14 protein-coding genes are annotated in these 15354 nt (G+C 70.4%); 10 read left to right on the forward strand and 4 right to left on the reverse strand.

Annotated elements, in window-relative coordinates:
• Window positions 1-111: 111 nt before the first annotated feature.
• From ACFYYB_RS04915 to ACFYYB_RS04960, 10 genes are all read left to right on the forward strand, one after another.
• Window positions 112-939: a TetR family transcriptional regulator gene (locus ACFYYB_RS04915; protein ID WP_327303409.1), complete on the forward strand. Its 828-nt coding sequence runs from the start codon at window positions 112-114 to the stop codon at window positions 937-939.
• 421 nt (window positions 940-1360) lie between these two features.
• A complete protein-coding gene (gene ccrA / locus ACFYYB_RS04920; RefSeq protein ID WP_389433219.1) occupies window positions 1361-2698 on the forward strand; it encodes a crotonyl-CoA carboxylase/reductase in 1338 nt (445 codons plus the stop codon).
• Window positions 2699-2729: 31 nt separating this feature from the next.
• Window positions 2730-4826, forward strand: a complete 2097-nt coding sequence (locus ACFYYB_RS04925; RefSeq protein WP_389433220.1) for a protein meaA — start codon at window positions 2730-2732, stop codon at window positions 4824-4826.
• A complete protein-coding gene (locus ACFYYB_RS04930; protein ID WP_389433221.1) occupies window positions 4823-5797 on the forward strand; it encodes an HpcH/HpaI aldolase/citrate lyase family protein in 975 nt (324 codons plus the stop codon). The genes ACFYYB_RS04925 and ACFYYB_RS04930 overlap by 4 nt, the downstream gene beginning before the upstream one ends.
• Before the next feature lie 5 nt (window positions 5798-5802).
• Complete coding sequence (locus ACFYYB_RS04935) at window positions 5803-6315, forward strand: MaoC family dehydratase (protein WP_053681718.1); 513 nt, start codon at window positions 5803-5805, stop codon at window positions 6313-6315.
• Window positions 6316-6319: 4 nt separating this feature from the next.
• Window positions 6320-7525, forward strand: coding sequence for an acyl-CoA dehydrogenase family protein (locus ACFYYB_RS04940; protein ID WP_327303412.1), 1206 nt, complete (start codon window positions 6320-6322; stop codon window positions 7523-7525).
• Window positions 7526-7710: 185 nt separating this feature from the next.
• Complete coding sequence (locus ACFYYB_RS04945; protein ID WP_266885018.1) at window positions 7711-8367, forward strand: phosphatidylserine decarboxylase; 657 nt, start codon at window positions 7711-7713, stop codon at window positions 8365-8367.
• Between the two features lie 73 nt (window positions 8368-8440).
• On the forward strand, window positions 8441-9223 hold the full coding sequence (gene pssA, locus ACFYYB_RS04950) for a CDP-diacylglycerol--serine O-phosphatidyltransferase (protein WP_266912559.1): 783 nt from the start codon (window positions 8441-8443) through the stop codon (window positions 9221-9223).
• 252 nt (window positions 9224-9475) lie between these two features.
• On the forward strand, window positions 9476-10975 hold the full coding sequence (locus ACFYYB_RS04955) for an AlkA N-terminal domain-containing protein (protein ID WP_389433222.1): 1500 nt from the start codon (window positions 9476-9478) through the stop codon (window positions 10973-10975).
• 36 nt (window positions 10976-11011) lie between these two features.
• Complete coding sequence (locus tag ACFYYB_RS04960) at window positions 11012-11533, forward strand: methylated-DNA--[protein]-cysteine S-methyltransferase (protein ID WP_389433223.1); 522 nt, start codon at window positions 11012-11014, stop codon at window positions 11531-11533.
• Between the two features lie 15 nt (window positions 11534-11548).
• Here ACFYYB_RS04960 and ACFYYB_RS04965 read toward each other — a convergent pair whose 3' ends face one another.
• From ACFYYB_RS04965 to ACFYYB_RS04980, 4 genes are all read right to left on the reverse strand, one after another.
• A complete protein-coding gene (locus ACFYYB_RS04965; RefSeq protein ID WP_389433224.1) occupies window positions 11549-12370 on the reverse strand; it encodes a class I SAM-dependent methyltransferase in 822 nt (273 codons plus the stop codon).
• Window positions 12371-12432: 62 nt separating this feature from the next.
• Entirely contained in the window at window positions 12433-12861 is a 429-nt protein-coding gene (locus tag ACFYYB_RS04970) for a hypothetical protein (RefSeq protein WP_389433225.1), read from the reverse strand.
• Window positions 12862-12913: 52 nt separating this feature from the next.
• Complete coding sequence (locus tag ACFYYB_RS04975) at window positions 12914-13417, reverse strand: NUDIX domain-containing protein (RefSeq protein WP_389433226.1); 504 nt, start codon at window positions 13415-13417, stop codon at window positions 12914-12916.
• Between the two features lie 37 nt (window positions 13418-13454).
• On the reverse strand, window positions 13455-15242 hold the full coding sequence (locus ACFYYB_RS04980; protein ID WP_389433227.1) for a BCCT family transporter: 1788 nt from the start codon (window positions 15240-15242) through the stop codon (window positions 13455-13457).
• Between the last annotated feature and the right edge of the window lie 112 nt (window positions 15243-15354).

Raw genomic sequence — 15354 nt, forward strand, 5'->3', positions numbered from 1 at the left:
ACACACCCTCCCGAGGAGCACTGTGTGCCCAGTGCCGGCCCTCCCCCGCATCCATCCCCGCCCCACCCCCCTCGGGAGCGCTCTCCCGCGCAAATGAAGTACTTTCGCTCTATGTCCCAGCCCGCCAAGACCTCACCCCGCGCCTCCGCGGTCTCCGACGCCCCGGAGACCCCGGCCGGTACCAAGGCGGCCGCGCAGCGGCTCAAGATGCGCCGCGAGCTCGCGGCGGCCGCCATGGAGCTCTTCGCGAACAAGGGGTACGAGGCCACGACGGTCGACGAGATCGCCTCGGTGGCCGGGGTGGCGCGCCGGACCTTCTTCCGGCACTTCCGGTCCAAGGAAGAGGCGATCTTCCCGGACCACGACGACACCCTGACCCGCGCCGAGGCCGTCCTCGACGTGGCCCCGGCGCACGAGCACCCGCTCGACACGGTGTGCCGGGGGATCAAGGAAGTCATGAAGATGTACGCCGCCTCGCCGGCGGTGTCGGTGGAGCGCTACCGGCTCACCCGCGAGGTGCCGGCGCTGCGGGAACGGGAGATCGCCTCGGTAGCCCGCTACGAGCGGCTGTTCACCCGCTACCTGCTGGCCCATTTCGACGAGACCGACCACCACGACGGCAACGACGACCCGCTGCTGGCGGAGGTCGCCGCTTCGGCGGTGGTCACGGCCCACAACCACGTGCTGCGGCGCTGGCTGCGGGCGGGCGGTCAGGGCGACGTGGAGGCGCAGCTCGACCACGCCTTCTCGATCGTGCGCAAGACCTTCGGTTCGGGGATCGGCGCGGGGCGCACGCTGAGCTCGGCGCCCGTGCCGGAACCCGTCGCCGCGCCGGCCTCGGTGCGTACGCAGGGCGAGGTACTGGTGGCGGTGGCCCGCACGGACGCCCCGCTGGACGAGGTCATGCGGACCATCGAAGAGGCACTCAGAAACAAATAGCCGATGCGCCCGGACACCTCCGGGCGACACATGTCACAGCGGCCGCTCCCGTTCCGGGGGCGGCCGCTTTCGTTTGTCCGAGTTGCCCCTACTCGCGGGTAACTCTGATCGATCATCGCTCATCCGTGCAGGTCAATCGGCAAATGAGAGAAAGTTTTGGCACGCGGTGCCTTGCTGAGTGACACGGGGTGCCATACGTTGAATCTCGTCCGGATGTCCCCGCGGTCCAGCCCACTCGGTACGGAACGCGCCCCGGATGCCTGCGTCACCAGGCCCCCGCACCGCCCCACCACAGGCAACGCGCAGCTCCACCCCAGCCGAATCGACGGCGCCCCGAAAACCACCGTTACGCCGCACCGCGGCTCAACGCACCCCGATCCCCTCAGCGCACCCTCATCAGCGCACGGCCGGAGGCATCACCGTGAAGGACATCCTGGACGCGATCCAGTCGCAGGCCGCGACGGCCGCCGACTTCGCGGCCCTGCCGCTCCCCGACTCGTACCGCGCGATCACCGTGCACAAGGACGAGGCGGAGATGTTCGCCGGGCTCACCACCCGTGAGAAGGACCCCCGCAAGTCCCTGCACCTCGACGAGGTCCCGCTCCCCGAGCTGGGCCCGGGCGAGGCCCTGGTCGCCGTCATGGCGTCCTCGGTCAACTACAACTCCGTGTGGACCTCGATCTTCGAGCCGGTCTCCACCTTCAGCTTCCTGGAGCGCTACGGGCGCCTCTCGGAGCTCACCAAGCGCCACGACCTGCCGTACCACATCATCGGCTCGGACCTCGCGGGCGTCGTCCTGCGCACCGGCCCCGGCGTCAACGCCTGGAAGCCGGGCGACGAGGTCGTCGCGCACTGCCTGTCGGTCGAGCTGGAGTCCTCGGACGGCCACAACGACACGATGCTCGACCCCGAGCAGCGCATCTGGGGCTTCGAGACCAACTTCGGCGGCCTGGCGGAGATCGCACTGGTCAAGTCGAACCAGCTGATGCCCAAGCCCGACCACCTCAGCTGGGAGGAGGCCGCCTCCCCCGGCCTGGTCAACTCCACCGCCTACCGCCAGCTGGTCTCCCGCAACGGCGCCGGCATGAAGCAGGGCGACAACGTCCTGATCTGGGGCGCCAGCGGCGGGCTCGGCTCGTACGCCACCCAGTTCGCGCTGGCCGGCGGCGCCAATCCGATCTGCGTGGTCTCCTCCCCGGAGAAGGCCGACATCTGCCGGGCGATGGGCGCCACCGCGGTCATCGACCGCAACGCCGAGGGCTACAAGTTCTGGAAGGACGAGCACACCCAGGACCCGAAGGAGTGGAAGCGCTTCGGCAAGCGCATCCGCGAGCTCACCGGCGGCGAGGACATCGACATCGTCTTCGAGCACCCGGGCCGCGAGACCTTCGGCGCGAGCGTCTACGTCACCCGCAAGGGCGGCACCATCACCACCTGCGCCTCGACCTCGGGCTACATGCACGAGTACGACAACCGCTACCTGTGGATGTCCCTGAAGAAGATCATCGGCTCGCACTTCGCGAACTACCGCGAGGCCTGGGAGGCCAACCGCCTGATCTCGAAGGGCAAGATCCACCCCACCCTGTCGCGGGTCTACTCCCTCGAGGAGACCGGCCAGGCCGCCTACGACGTCCACCGCAACCTCCACCAAGGCAAGGTCGGCGTGCTCTGCCTGGCCCCCGAAGAGGGACTGGGCGTGCGGGACCACGAGATGCGGGCGACGCACCTCGACTCGATCAACCGCTTCCGCAACATCTGAGACCCCTCAAAGGCCAAAGGGACAGCCTGAGATGACAGAGCGCCAGAAGGACCGTCCGTGGCTCATGCGGACGTACGCCGGCCACTCCACGGCCGAGGCGTCCAACGAGCTGTACCGCCGCAACCTCGCCAAGGGCCAGACCGGCCTGTCGGTCGCGTTCGACCTGCCGACGCAGACCGGCTACGACCCCGACCACATCCTCGCCCGCGGCGAGGTCGGCCGGGTCGGGGTCCCGGTCTCCCATCTGGGCGACATGCGGCGGCTGTTCCAGGACATCCCCCTGGAGCAGATGAACACCTCGATGACGATCAACGCCACCGCCATGTGGCTGCTGGCGCTCTACCAGGTGGCCGCCGAGGAGCAGGGCGCGGACATCGCCCAGCTCCAGGGCACCACCCAGAACGACATCGTCAAGGAGTACCTCTCGCGCGGGACGCACGTCTTCCCGCCCGGGCCCTCGCTCCGCCTGACGACGGACATGATCGCGTACACGGTCAACCACATCCCGAAGTGGAACCCGATCAACATCTGCTCGTACCACCTCCAGGAGGCCGGGGCCACCCCGGTCCAGGAGATCTCGTACGCGATGTCGACCGCGATCGCCGTGCTCGACTCGGTGCGCGACTCGGGGCAGGTGCCCGAGGAGCGCTTCGGTGAGGTCGTCGCCCGGATCTCCTTCTTCGTGAACGCGGGCGTCCGCTTCATCGAGGAGATGTGCAAGATGCGCGCCTTCGGCCGCATCTGGGACAAGGTCACCCGCGAGCGCTACGGCATCGAGAACGAGAAGCAGCGCCGTTTCCGGTACGGGGTCCAGGTCAACTCCCTGGGCCTGACCGAGGCGCAGCCGGAGAACAACGTCCAGCGGATCGTGCTGGAGATGCTCGCGGTGACCCTCTCCAAGGACGCCCGCGCCCGCGCCGTGCAGCTGCCGGCCTGGAACGAGGCGCTGGGCCTGCCCCGGCCCTGGGACCAGCAGTGGTCGCTGCGCATCCAGCAGGTCCTGGCCCACGAGAGCGACCTGCTGGAGTACGAGGACATCTTCGCCGGGTCGCACGTGATCGAGGCCAAGGTCGAGTCCCTGGTGACCGAGTGCCTGGCCGAGATCGACCGGATCCAGGAGATGGGCGGCGCGATGGCGGCCGTCGAGTCCGGGTACCTCAAGGGCGAGCTGGTCTCCTCGCACGCCGAGCGGCGGGCCCGGATCGAGGACGGCCAGGACAAGATCGTCGGCGTCAACTGCTTCCAGCAGACCGAGGAGAACCCGCTCACCGCGGACCTGGACGGCGCCATCATGACGGTGGACGGGGCCCTGGAGGCCCAGACCGTCGAGCGCATCGGCCGCTGGAAGGCCGAGCGCCAGGAGTCCTCGGACCGGCAGGGCGGCGGCGACCCGTTCGTCTTCCCCACCGTCATGCAGGCCCTGGACCGGCTGAAGGACGCCGCCGCCGGGGACGAGAACCTCATGGAAGCCACCCTGGAGTGCGCCCGCGCCGGTGTCACCACCGGCGAGTGGTCGAGCGCCCTGCGCGAGGTGTTCGGGGAGTTCCGGGCGCCGACCGGGGTCTCCTCGGCCCCGGTGGCCGTGACCGCCGAGGAGGGAACCCCCATGGCCCTCGTCCGCGCGAAGGTCTCCCGTACGGCCGACGAGCTGGGCTCCGGCCGGCTGCGCCTGCTGGTCGGCAAGCCCGGCCTGGACGGGCACTCCAACGGCGCCGAGCAGATCGCCGTACGGGCCCGCGACGCCGGCTTCGAGGTGGTCTACCAGGGCATCCGGCTCACCCCCGAGGAGATCTCCTCGGCGGCCCTGGCCGAGGACGTGCACTGCGTGGGACTGTCCATCCTGTCCGGCTCGCACAGCGCGCTCGTCCCTGACGTGCTGGAACGCCTGCGCGCGGCGGGGGCGGGTGACATCCCCGTGGTCCTCGGAGGCATCATTCCGAATGCCGACGCCGTGGCGCTCAAGGAGGCCGGGGTGGCGGCGGTCTTCACCCCGAAGGACTTCGGCATCACGGAGATCATCGGCAAAATCGTCGACGAGATCCGCAAGGCCAACAAGCTCCACCCGATCGGCGACGCCGACGACACCGCTTTCACCGACATCACCGCAAGCACGGAGGTCCCCGCATGACCACGCCCCCTTCCCCGGTCAACCGGCTGCGGCCGCGCCGCTCCTGCCTCGCGGTGCCGGGTTCCAACCCCCGGTTCCTGGAGAAGGCCCAGGGCCTGCCGGCCGACCAGGTCTTCCTCGACCTGGAGGACGCCTGCGCCCCGCTCGCCAAGGAGGGCGCCCGCCACACGATCGTGGACGCGCTGAACCAGGGCGACTGGACCGGCAAGACCCGCGTGGTGCGCGTCAACGACTGGACCACGCACTGGACGTACCGCGACGTGATCACGGTCGTCGAGGGCGCCGGCCAGAACCTCGACTGCATCATGCTGCCGAAGGTCCAGGACGCCCAGCAGGTCGTGGCGCTCGACCTCCTCCTGACGCAGATCGAGAAGACGATGGGCTTCGAGGTCGGCAAGATCGGCATCGAGGCGCAGATCGAGAACGCCAAGGGCCTGGTGAACGTCGACGCGATCGCCGGCGCCTCGCCGCGGCTGGAGACCATCATCTTCGGACCGGCCGACTTCATGGCCTCCATCAACATGAAGTCCCTGGTCGTGGGCATGCAGCCGCCCGGCTACGGCGCGGACGCCTACCACTACATCCTGATGCGGATCCTGATGGCGGCCCGCATGCACGACCTCCAGGCGATCGACGGCCCCTTCCTCCAGATCAAGAACGTCGACGGCTACCGCGAGGTCGCCGGACGCGCGGCGGCCCTGGGCTTCGACGGCAAGTGGGTGCTGCACCCCGGCCAGGTCGACGCGGCCAACGAGGTCTTCTCCCCCTCCCAGGAGGACTACGACCACGCCGAGCTGATCCTCGACGCGTACGACTGGTGCACCTCCGAGGCCGGCGGCAAGAAGGGCTCGGCGATGCTCGGCGACGAGATGATCGACGAGGCCAGCCGCAAGATGGCGCTGGTCATCTCCGGCAAGGGCCGCGCCGCCGGCATGCAGCGCACCACCAAGTTCGAGATCCCGGAGGGCTAGGCACCATGCAGTTCGGACGCACCTACGAAGAGTTCGAGATCGGCGCGGTCTACAAGCACTGGCCCGGAAAGACGGTCACGGAGTACGACGACCACCTCTTCTGTCTGCTGACCATGAACCACCACCCGCTCCACATGGACAGCAACTACGCGGAGAACACGACCGACTTCGGCAAGAACGTCGTCGTGGGCAACTACATCTACTCGCTGCTGCTGGGCATGTCGGTGCCGGACGTCTCCGGCAAGGCCATCGCCAACCTGGAGATCGAGTCGCTGCGGCACGTGGCGCCGACCTTCCACGGGGACACGATCTACGGCGAGACCACGGTCCTCGACAAGACCCCGTCGAAGTCGAAGAACGACCGCGGCATCGTCTACGTGGAGACCAAGGGCTACAAGCAGGACGGCACCCTCGTCTGCGTCTTCCGGCGCAAGGTGATGGTCCCGACCGAGACGTACATCAAGGAGCGCGGCGGCGAGCAGCCCGGCCGCCCCACGCTGAAGGAACAGGGGAAGTAGAACCATGAGCCGACTTGCCCAGACCGCCGGCCTGACGGACGACCAGAGGGACATCCTCAAGACCGTCCGGGAGTTCGTCGACAAGGAGATCATCCCGGTCGCGACCGAGCTGGAGCACCGGGACGAGTACCCGCAGCAGATCGTCGACGGCCTCAAGGAACTCGGCCTCTTCGGCCTGATGATCCCGGAGGAGTACGGCGGCCTGGGTGAGTCGCTGCTCACCTACGCGCTGTGCGTCGAGGAGATCGCGCGCGGCTGGATGTCCGTCTCGGGCATCATCAACACGCACTTCATCGTGGCGTACATGCTCAAGCAGCACGGGACGCAGGAGCAGCGGGAGTACTTCCTCCCGCGGATGGCTCTGGGCGAGGTGCGCGGCGCGTTCTCGATGTCCGAGCCGGGGCTCGGCTCGGATGTGTCGGCCATCACCTCGAAGGCGGTGAAGGACGGTGACGAGTACGTCCTGAACGGCCAGAAGATGTGGCTGACGAACGGCGGCACGTCCACGCTGGTGGCCGTTCTGGTGCGCAGTGACGAAGGACACCCGGAGGGCACCGCGCCCCACAAGTCGATGACGACCTTCCTCGTGGAGAAGGAGGCCGGCTTCGGTGAGGTCCGGCCCGGCCTGACCATCCCGGGCAAGATCGACAAGATGGGCTACAAGGGCGTCGACACGACCGAGCTCATCATGGACGGACTGCGCATTCCGGCCAATCGGGTCCTCGGCGGCGAGACCGGCCGAGGGTTTTACCAAATGATGGACGGGGTCGAGGTCGGCCGCGTCAACGTGGCGGCCCGTGGCTGCGGCGTCGCACAGCGTGCGTTCGAGCTCGGTGTCTCGTATGCCCAGCAACGTCACACTTTCGGCAAGGCCATCGCCGAGCACCAGGCGATCCAGTTCAAGCTGGCCGAGATGGCTACCAAGGTCGAAGCCGCCCATGCGATGATGGTCAATGCAGCACGCAAAAAGGACTCCGGGGAACGAAACGACCTCGAAGCAGGGATGGCGAAGTACCTCGCCTCCGAGTACTGCAAGGAGGTGGTGGAGGACGCGTTCCGTATCCACGGTGGCTACGGCTTCTCGAAGGAGTACGAGATCGAGCGCCTCTACCGCGAGGCGCCCATGCTGCTCATCGGTGAAGGTACCGCCGAGATCCAGAAAATGATCATCGGGCGACGCCTGCTCGAGGAGTACCGGCTCCAGGGCTGAAAGTCCCTTTTGGGGTAAATCATCCAGTGGTTTCCCGCGAAAGAGTCACTAGCAGTCACTGGCTCAGGGCCATCGACTCGGCTTCTGGCTTGCCCAGTTGTTGCGCGCAACCGATAGCATTCCAGTAAAGCCGCCGTCCCGTCCCCCCGTTTACGGCGCGGCATCACCCGCTACGAAGGTCATCCATGCCCCACAGCCAAACCTCTGCACCTCGCGTCGGCCTCCTCGGTGGACGCCTCGCGCGCGGAGCATCGCCGTGGCTTCTGCCGACCGTCGCCACCGCCGCCGTCAGCCTCGTCCGGGCCCGCAAGTCCGGACGCTGGGCGGCCGTGGCCGTGCCCACCACCGCGCTCGCGGCGGGCATGCTGTGGTTCTTCCGCGACCCCGAGCGTGAGATCACGCAGGGCAGGGTCATCTCGCCCGCCGACGGTGTGGTGCAGAGCATCATGCCGTGGAAGGACGGGCGCACCCGCGTCGCGATCTTCATGAGCCCCCTGAACGTCCACGTCAACCGGGCGCCCCTCGCGGGCACGGTGACGTCCGTGGAGCACGTCCCCGGTGGATTCGTTCCGGCGTTCAACAAGGAGAGCGAGAACAACGAGCGCGTCGTCTGGCACTTCGACACCGAACTCGGCGACATCGAGATGGTGCAGATCGCCGGCGCCGTCGCCCGTCGCATCGTCCCGTACCTGCCGGCCGGCACCAAGGTGGAGCAGGGCGAACGCATCGGTCTGATCCGCTTCGGCTCCCGCGTCGACATCTACCTCCCCGAGGGCGTCGAGGTCGCGGTCGAGGTCGGACAGGCCACCACCGCGGGGGTGACCCGAATTGACCGTGACTGAACCTGAAACCCCGGCGACGCCGGCGACCGGCTGGGTGCCGGAGGCTGCCGAGGAGGAGTCCACCGAGGACGACATGCCGCTGTCATTGCGGCTGTCGATAGCGGACACCCTCACCCTCGGCAACGCGACCTGCGGATTCATGGCGGTGTACTTCACCACCACCGGGATCCTCATCCCGCACCTCACCGGCAGCGGCGAGTCGGGCATGGCCCGCAGCAGCGCGGCCACCGCCGTGATACTGATGCTGCTCGCCGCGGTCTTCGACCTCTTCGACGGCATCGTGGCCCGCAAGCTGCGCAGCTCGCCGATGGGCGCGGAGCTGGACAACCTGTCCGACCTGATCAGCTTCGGCCTGGCTCCGGCGTACTTTGTGCTCGTCTACGGCATGGTCGCCGATGACGCCGTGCAGAAGATGTCGGCGCTGGCGGCGATCGTGGTCCTGCTGGCGGTCGTCCTGCGCCTCGCGAGATTCAGCTGCGTGGCGATGAAGGACGGCATGTTCCAGGGCATGCCGAGCCCCTTCGGTGCGCTGACGGTCGTCTCGATCGTGCTGCTGGAGCTGCCGTTCATCCCGACCCTGCTGGCGATCGTCGGCGTGGCCTGGCTGATGGTGAGCCGGGTCGAGTACCCCAAGCCGCGGGGTGTCCTCGCGGTGGCGATGCTGAGCTGGATCGTCGCGGCGATGGGTCTGCTGGCCGCGTGGGCGTTCGACGCGCCGGGCGGCGGGCTGCTGCTCCAGACCGGCTGCGCGCTGCAGATCGCTCTGGCGGCGACCATCCCGCTGTTCGCGACGACCCGTCGCGCGAACACGTTCCGCCACAACCGTCGCGAGGCGAGGGCCACCCAGGCCCCGTAGCCTCCGCCGCACGCACGCAAGGGCCCCCGGCCGCCGCCCAGGCGGCCAGGGGCCCTTCCGCATGCCCGGGGGCGCCTACGCCGCCGCACGGGGGCCGCCCGCGGGGCATGTGGGGCGGCTCGTGCCGCTCCGGCGGAAGGGGCGGGCCCCGTGCGGCGGGGAAGCGGCGGCGGGACCAGAGGCGGAGCGCGCGTAGGCTTGGTGTCGGAAAACCGCCAGCCCGGGGACGGCCCACCCGGGAGGATGGGAGCCATGTACACCGATACGGAGCGTTGCGTACGGGCCGTCCAGTCGAAGGACGCCCGGTTCGACGGATGGTTCTTCACCGCCGTCAGGACCACCGGGATCTACTGCCGCCCCAGCTGCCCCGCCGTACCGCCCAAGGTCGAGAACATGACCTTCCTGCCCAGCGCCGCCGCCTGCCAGCAGAGCGGGTACCGGGCCTGCAAGCGGTGCCGGCCCGACACCTCGCCCGGCTCCCCCGAGTGGAACGCCCGCGCCGACGCCGTCGCCCGTGCCATGCGCCTCATCCAGGACGGCGTCGTCGACCGCGAGGGCGTCCCCGGGCTCGCCACCCGGCTGGGGTACTCCTCCCGGCAGGTGGAGCGCCAGCTGAACGCCGAGCTCGGCGCCGGGCCCCTCGCCCTGGCCAGGGCGCAGCGCGCGCAGACCGCCCGGCTGCTGATCGAGACCTCCGGGCTCCCGATGGGCGACATCGCCTTCGCCGCCGGCTTCTCCTCGATCCGGACCTTCAACGACACCGTCCGCGAGGTGTTCGCCCTGGCCCCGAGCGAGCTCCGGACGCGGGCCGCGGGCCGGGGGGCCGCCCCGGGTGCCGGAGCCGGAGCCGCCCAGGTGCCCGGCACCATCAGCCTGCGGCTCCCCTTCCGCGCCCCGCTCACCCCCGACAACCTCTTCGGACACCTCGCCGCGACCGCCGTCCCCGGGGTCGAGGAGTGGCGGGCCGGCGCCTACCGCCGCACGCTGCGGCTGCCGTACGGCACCGGTGTCGTCGCCCTGACCCCGCAGCCGGACCACATCGGCTGCAAGCTCGCCCTCACCGACCTGCGCGACCTCACCATCGCCATCAGCCGGTGCCGCCGCCTCCTGGACCTCGACGCGGACCCCGAGGCCGTGGACGAGCAGCTGCGCGCCGACCCGCTGCTGGCCCCCCTCGTGGCCAAGGCTCCCGGCCGCCGGGTGCCGCGCACCGTCGACGCGGAGGAATTCGCCGTACGGGCCGTCCTCGGCCAGCAGGTGTCGACCGCGGCGGCCCGTACGCACGCGGCCCGCCTGGTGCGCGCCCTGGGCGAGCCGGTGGCCGATCCCGACCCCGAGGGCGGGCTGACGCACCTGTTCCCCACCTCGCAGGCCCTGGCCGGGATGGACCCGGAATCCCTGGCCATGCCGCGCAGCCGGCGGACCACCTTCACCACGCTCGTCTCGGCCCTGGCCGACGGCTCGCTCCCGCTCGGGATCGACAGCGACTGGGAGGCGGCCCGCGCACGGCTGGGGGCGCTGCCGGGCTTCGGGCCGTGGACCACCGAGATCATCGCGATGCGGGCCCTGGGCGACCCCGACGCCTTCATCCCGGCCGACCTGGGCATCCGGCGGGCCGCGAAGGCGCTCGGCCTGCCCTCCACGCCCGCGGCGCTGACCGCCCGCGCGGCGCACTGGCGGCCCTGGCGCGCGTACGCCGTGCAGTACCTGTGGGCCACCGAGGACCACGCCATCAACGTCCTGCCCGTCTGACCCCGACCCCACCGACTTCCGAGGAGTACGAGCATCATGAGCAGCAGTACCGCCAAGCAGCACACCGTCGTCGACAGCCCCTACGGGCCGCTCACCCTCGTCGCCGCCGACGGGGTCCTCTGCGGGCTCTACATGACCGGGCAGCGCCACCGCCCGGCCGAGGAGGCCTTCGGGGAGCGCGTCGCGGAAGGCGAGGCCCCCTTCCCGGAGGTGGTGCGGCAGCTGACCGCGTACTTCGCCGGGGAGCTCACCGCCTTCGACCTGCCGGTCCGGCTGGAGGGCACCGAGTTCCAGCGCAGCGTCTGGGAGCAGCTCGTACGGATCCCCTACGGGCAGACCTGGTCCTACGGGGAACTGGCCGCCAAGCTCGGCAAGCCGAACGCCTCGCGCGCGGTCGGCCTGGCCAACGGGAAGAACCCGGTCGGCATCATCGTGCCGTGCCACCGCGTCATCGGGGCCTCCGGCTCCATGACGGGCTACGGCGGCGGCATCGACCGCAAGGTACGCCTGCTCGCCTTCGAGTCGGGGACCGAGCAGCTCCAGAGCGCCGGTGGGTGAGGGCGTCGCGCGCGCCTACGCCGCTCCGGGCGCTCCGGGCTTCCAGCCCCAGGTCGTGAGCATGCCGGGCGACAGCCCCGCGTACCCGGGCGACTCCAGCAACCGCACGGCCTCGGCGAGCCGGTGCTCGTCGAGGAGCCCCGTCGCCAGCATGTCCGCCCGGGCCCGGTCCCAGGTGTCCGCCCAGAACCGGCTGATCGCACTGCCCGGCAGCAACGGTGGTACGTGGATCTCGGCCGCCACCGAATCCAGCCCCGCCGCCTCCAGCAGCTCGGGGTGGTGGACCACCTCCGACACGTCCGTCCCGATGCCCTCGCGCAGCGCCCGCCACATGACCCGCATCGCGTCGGTGTACGGGGTGCGGGGCGCGGACTCTGTCGTCAGGTCCACGGCGTCGCTGATCACCAGGACCCCGCCGGGTGCGAGGAGTCCGGCGAGCCGGGAGATCAGCCGCGGCCGGTCCGGCAGGTGCATGAGGACGAAGCGGGCGTGGACCAGCCGGAAGAGGCCGGGGGAGAATCCGTCCGCGGTGACGTCTGCCTGGAGCGGGGTCAGCCCCGGTACGGGGTGCGCCGCGAGGAACCGTACGTCCCGGTCCACGGCGAGGACCTCCGCGACGCCGGCCTCCTCCAGCAGCCTGCGGGCCACCGTCCCGGTGCCGGCCCCGATGTCGAGGCAGCTCCAGCCCGGGCCCACGCCCAGCTGTCGCAGCCGAGCCATGGTGATGGCGTCGTAGGTGAGGGAGCCGAGGTCGATCCGGTCCCCCTCGCCCGCGGCCTCGGGGCGGAAGACCCGCTCGCCGTAGCGCCCCGGGTGCCGGGGCCCTGTGCCGGTCATGGGCCCATTGTCGCAAGGGGCCGGGGACACCACACGTCGGAGACGGGGGCCGGTCAGACGGCCTAGATGACCACCAGCGGGACCAGCAGCGCGAAGCCGGCGCCGGCCTCGACCGCGTAGGCGTACAGGGACGGGTGCTGGACGGGGGCCGCGAGCAGGACCACGCTCTGCTGGGCGGCGGCCGCGCCGACCCAGTCGGCGTCGGCGCCGAGGCCGCCCTGGTACCAGCCCTCGCAGGCGCCGGGGCCGGTGACGGCGAGGACGTCGTCCTCGCGGCGGTAGAAGGCCTGCCAGCCCTCGGCCGGTACGGACCAGGCCTCGAAGTCGGTGAACTGCGCCCAGCCGCCGTCACGGATCGCGGTGTCGAACATCCAGACCGGGACCCCCTCGGGGGTGACCTCGCCGCCCTCCTGCTGGTCGGTGGTGAAGTGGACCATGGGCAGGGCGTCGGGCCCGTCGGCGGTACTGGGCCAGGCGTACATCGTGATCATCTGCTGAATTCTGTCCTGCTCGGTGTAGGCACGGAATAACGAGCGGGAGGGGCTACGAGGCCTGCGGCCTGCGGCCGTTCTCCAGCTCCACGGTGCCCTCGCCGGACAGCAGCACGCGGTACGCCTCCTGGGTGCGCAGGCCCAGGGAGCCGAGCAGATGGTCCGTCAGCTCGGCCGGATCCACGAGCCGCCACGAGAGCAGCTCCTCCTCCTGGAGCTTGACGGAGGCGAGCTGTGCGGCGTCGAGCACGCCGCCGTCGTAGAGGTAGGCGACGAGCGGGGGCCGGCCGGGGCCCGTCGACCAGTCGACGGCGAGCAGCCGGCCGAGCGGCACGTCGATGCCGATCTCCTCGGCGCTCTCCCGGCGGGCGGCCGTACGCGGGGACTCCCCCGTGTCCGACTCGATGGTGCCGCCCGGCAGGGCCCATCCCTCCCGGTAGTTGGGCTCCACGAGGAGCACCCGGCCCTCGGCGTCCCGGAACAGGGCGGCCGCTCCGGCCAGCACCCGGGGCAGGCTCGCGATGTAGGTGGCGTAGTCATCCGTGGTGGTGGTCACCGCGCAACCCTACCGAGCCGCCCCGGGCCCGTGGGGATCACCCTTCCGGGGTGGACCCGCCGCCGGTGCCGCCACTGGTGCCGCCGCCCGTGCCGCCGGCGCTTCCGCCTCCGGAGCCGTCCTCGCGGTCGCGGTTCCTCGACTCCGCCACGCGCCGCAGGCGGGGGTGGCGGGCCGGGCCCTGCTCGGTGATGGCGTCGCCGACCATGGCCTTGACCGCGTCCCGCATCCCGTGGAGGGGGTGGTGGCGGACGGGGCCCGCACCCGGGTCCTCGCGCAGCTCCTTCACCAGGGCCCAGCACAGGACCAGCATCACCACCACGAAGGGCAGCGCGACCAGGATGGTCGCCGTCTGGAGGGACTTCAGGCCGCCCGCGACGAGGAGCACGGCGGCCACGGAGGCCATCAGCACGCCCCAGGTGACCACGAGCCAGGTCGGCGGGTGCAGGGAGCCGCGGCTGGTGAGGGAGCCCATGACGAGGGAGGCGGAGTCGGCGCTGGTGACGAAGTACGTCATCACCAGGAGCATCGCGATCCACGAGGTGACCCCGCCGAGCGGGAGCGCGTCGAGCATCGCGAAGAGCGTGGCCTCGGTGCCCTCCTTGGCCTTGGCGGCCATGTCGGCGACGCCGGTGGAGTCGAGGCGGATCGCGGTGCCGCCCATGACGCAGAACCAGACGACGGTGGCGCCGCTGGGCACCAGGAGCACGCCGACGAGGAACTCGCGGATGGTGCGGCCGCGCGAGATGCGGGCGATGAAGGTGCCGACGAAGGGCGCCCAGGAGAGCCACCACGCCCAGTAGAAGATCGTCCACGCGCCGAGCCACTCGCTGTCGGTGAAGGCCCCGGTGCGGGTGGCCATCGGGAGGAGTTCGTGCAGGTAGCTGCCGACGCTCGCCGGGATCACGTCGAGGATGTAGACCGTCGGGCCGAGGACGAAGACGAAGGCCATCAGGGCCGCGGCGAGCACGATGTTGATCGTGCTGAGCCATTTGACGCCCTTGTGCAGCCCGGAGAAGGCGGAGAGCACGAATGCGGCCGACAGGGATCCGATGATGATCAGCTCGACCGTGGTCGAGTCCTCGATCCCCGTCGTGATGTTGAGCCCCTTGGCCACCTGGAGGGCGCCGAGGCCGAGGCTGGTCGCGGTGCCGAAGACGGTCGCGAAGACGGCGAGCAGGTCGATGGCCTTGCCCTGCCAGCCGTTGGCGCGCTCCTCGCCCATGAGGGGGACGAAGGCGGAGCTGAGGCGGTTGCCGCGGCCCTTGCGGAAGGTCGCGTAGGCGAGGGCGAGGCCGGCGATGCCGTAGATCGCCCAGGGGGTGAGGGTCCAGTGGAAGAAGGAGTAGTCGAGCGCGGCGCGGGCCGCGTCGCCGGTGCCGGGCGCCGCGCCTGAGGCCGGGGGCGGGTTCAGGTAGTGGGTGAGCGGCTCGCCCACCCCGTAGAACATCAGCCCGATGCCCATGCCGGCGCTGAACATCATCGCGATCCACGCGAGGTTCGTGAACTCCGGCTCCGAGTCGTCCCTGCCGAGGCGGATCCGCCCGAAGCGGCTGATCGCGAGCACGACGCACATGACGAGGAACACATCGGCGGCGATCACGAAGAGCCACGCGAAGTTGCTCAGCACCCAGGCCAGTGCGGTGCTCGACGCCGAGTCGAAGGAACTCTTGCCCAGCGCGGCCCAGGCGACGACCGCCAGGACCGCGATCACCCCGATGGTGACGACGGTGAGGTCGGGAGCGCCGTCCGTGCCGTCGCCGGGGCCCCGCGACCCGCCCCCTGGGGAATCCGGACGTGGCTGTTCCAGTGAATCCGTGCTCATGCGGCCACACTATGCAGGCGTATATCCCTATTTAGGGGCATGCCGCGCCGTGTGTGGCCCAGGCCACGCATGGGCATAGGAGGATCCTCCGGATAGGCTCATGGGTGGCGCG

Origin of the sequence: Streptomyces sp. NPDC002886, from assembly GCF_042888445.1 — a bacterium.
GTDB lineage: Bacteria > Actinomycetota > Actinomycetes > Streptomycetales > Streptomycetaceae > Streptomyces.

Bases quoted from the DNA above. Each gene is read 5' to 3' on its own strand.
- ACFYYB_RS04925 (WP_389433220.1), top strand. From the start codon at position 2,730: ATGACAGAGCGCCAGAAGGACCGTCCGTGGCTCATGCGGACGTACGCC.
- ACFYYB_RS04935 (WP_053681718.1), top strand. From the start codon at position 5,803: ATGCAGTTCGGACGCACCTACGAAGAGTTCGAGATCGGCGCGGTCTAC.
- ACFYYB_RS04930 (WP_389433221.1), top strand. From the start codon at position 4,823: ATGACCACGCCCCCTTCCCCGGTCAACCGGCTGCGGCCGCGCCGCTCC.
- ACFYYB_RS04940 (WP_327303412.1), top strand. From the start codon at position 6,320: ATGAGCCGACTTGCCCAGACCGCCGGCCTGACGGACGACCAGAGGGAC.
- pssA (WP_266912559.1), top strand. From the start codon at position 8,441: ATGCCGCTGTCATTGCGGCTGTCGATAGCGGACACCCTCACCCTCGGC.
- ACFYYB_RS04945 (WP_266885018.1), top strand. From the start codon at position 7,711: ATGCCCCACAGCCAAACCTCTGCACCTCGCGTCGGCCTCCTCGGTGGA.
- ACFYYB_RS04965 (WP_389433224.1), bottom strand. From the start codon at position 12,370: ATGACCGGCACAGGGCCCCGGCACCCGGGGCGCTACGGCGAGCGGGTC.
- ACFYYB_RS04955 (WP_389433222.1), top strand. From the start codon at position 9,476: ATGTACACCGATACGGAGCGTTGCGTACGGGCCGTCCAGTCGAAGGAC.
- ACFYYB_RS04960 (WP_389433223.1), top strand. From the start codon at position 11,012: ATGAGCAGCAGTACCGCCAAGCAGCACACCGTCGTCGACAGCCCCTAC.
- ACFYYB_RS04980 (WP_389433227.1), bottom strand. From the start codon at position 15,242: ATGAGCACGGATTCACTGGAACAGCCACGTCCGGATTCCCCAGGGGGC.
- ACFYYB_RS04970 (WP_389433225.1), bottom strand. From the start codon at position 12,861: ATGATCACGATGTACGCCTGGCCCAGTACCGCCGACGGGCCCGACGCC.
- ACFYYB_RS04915 (WP_327303409.1), top strand. From the start codon at position 112: ATGTCCCAGCCCGCCAAGACCTCACCCCGCGCCTCCGCGGTCTCCGAC.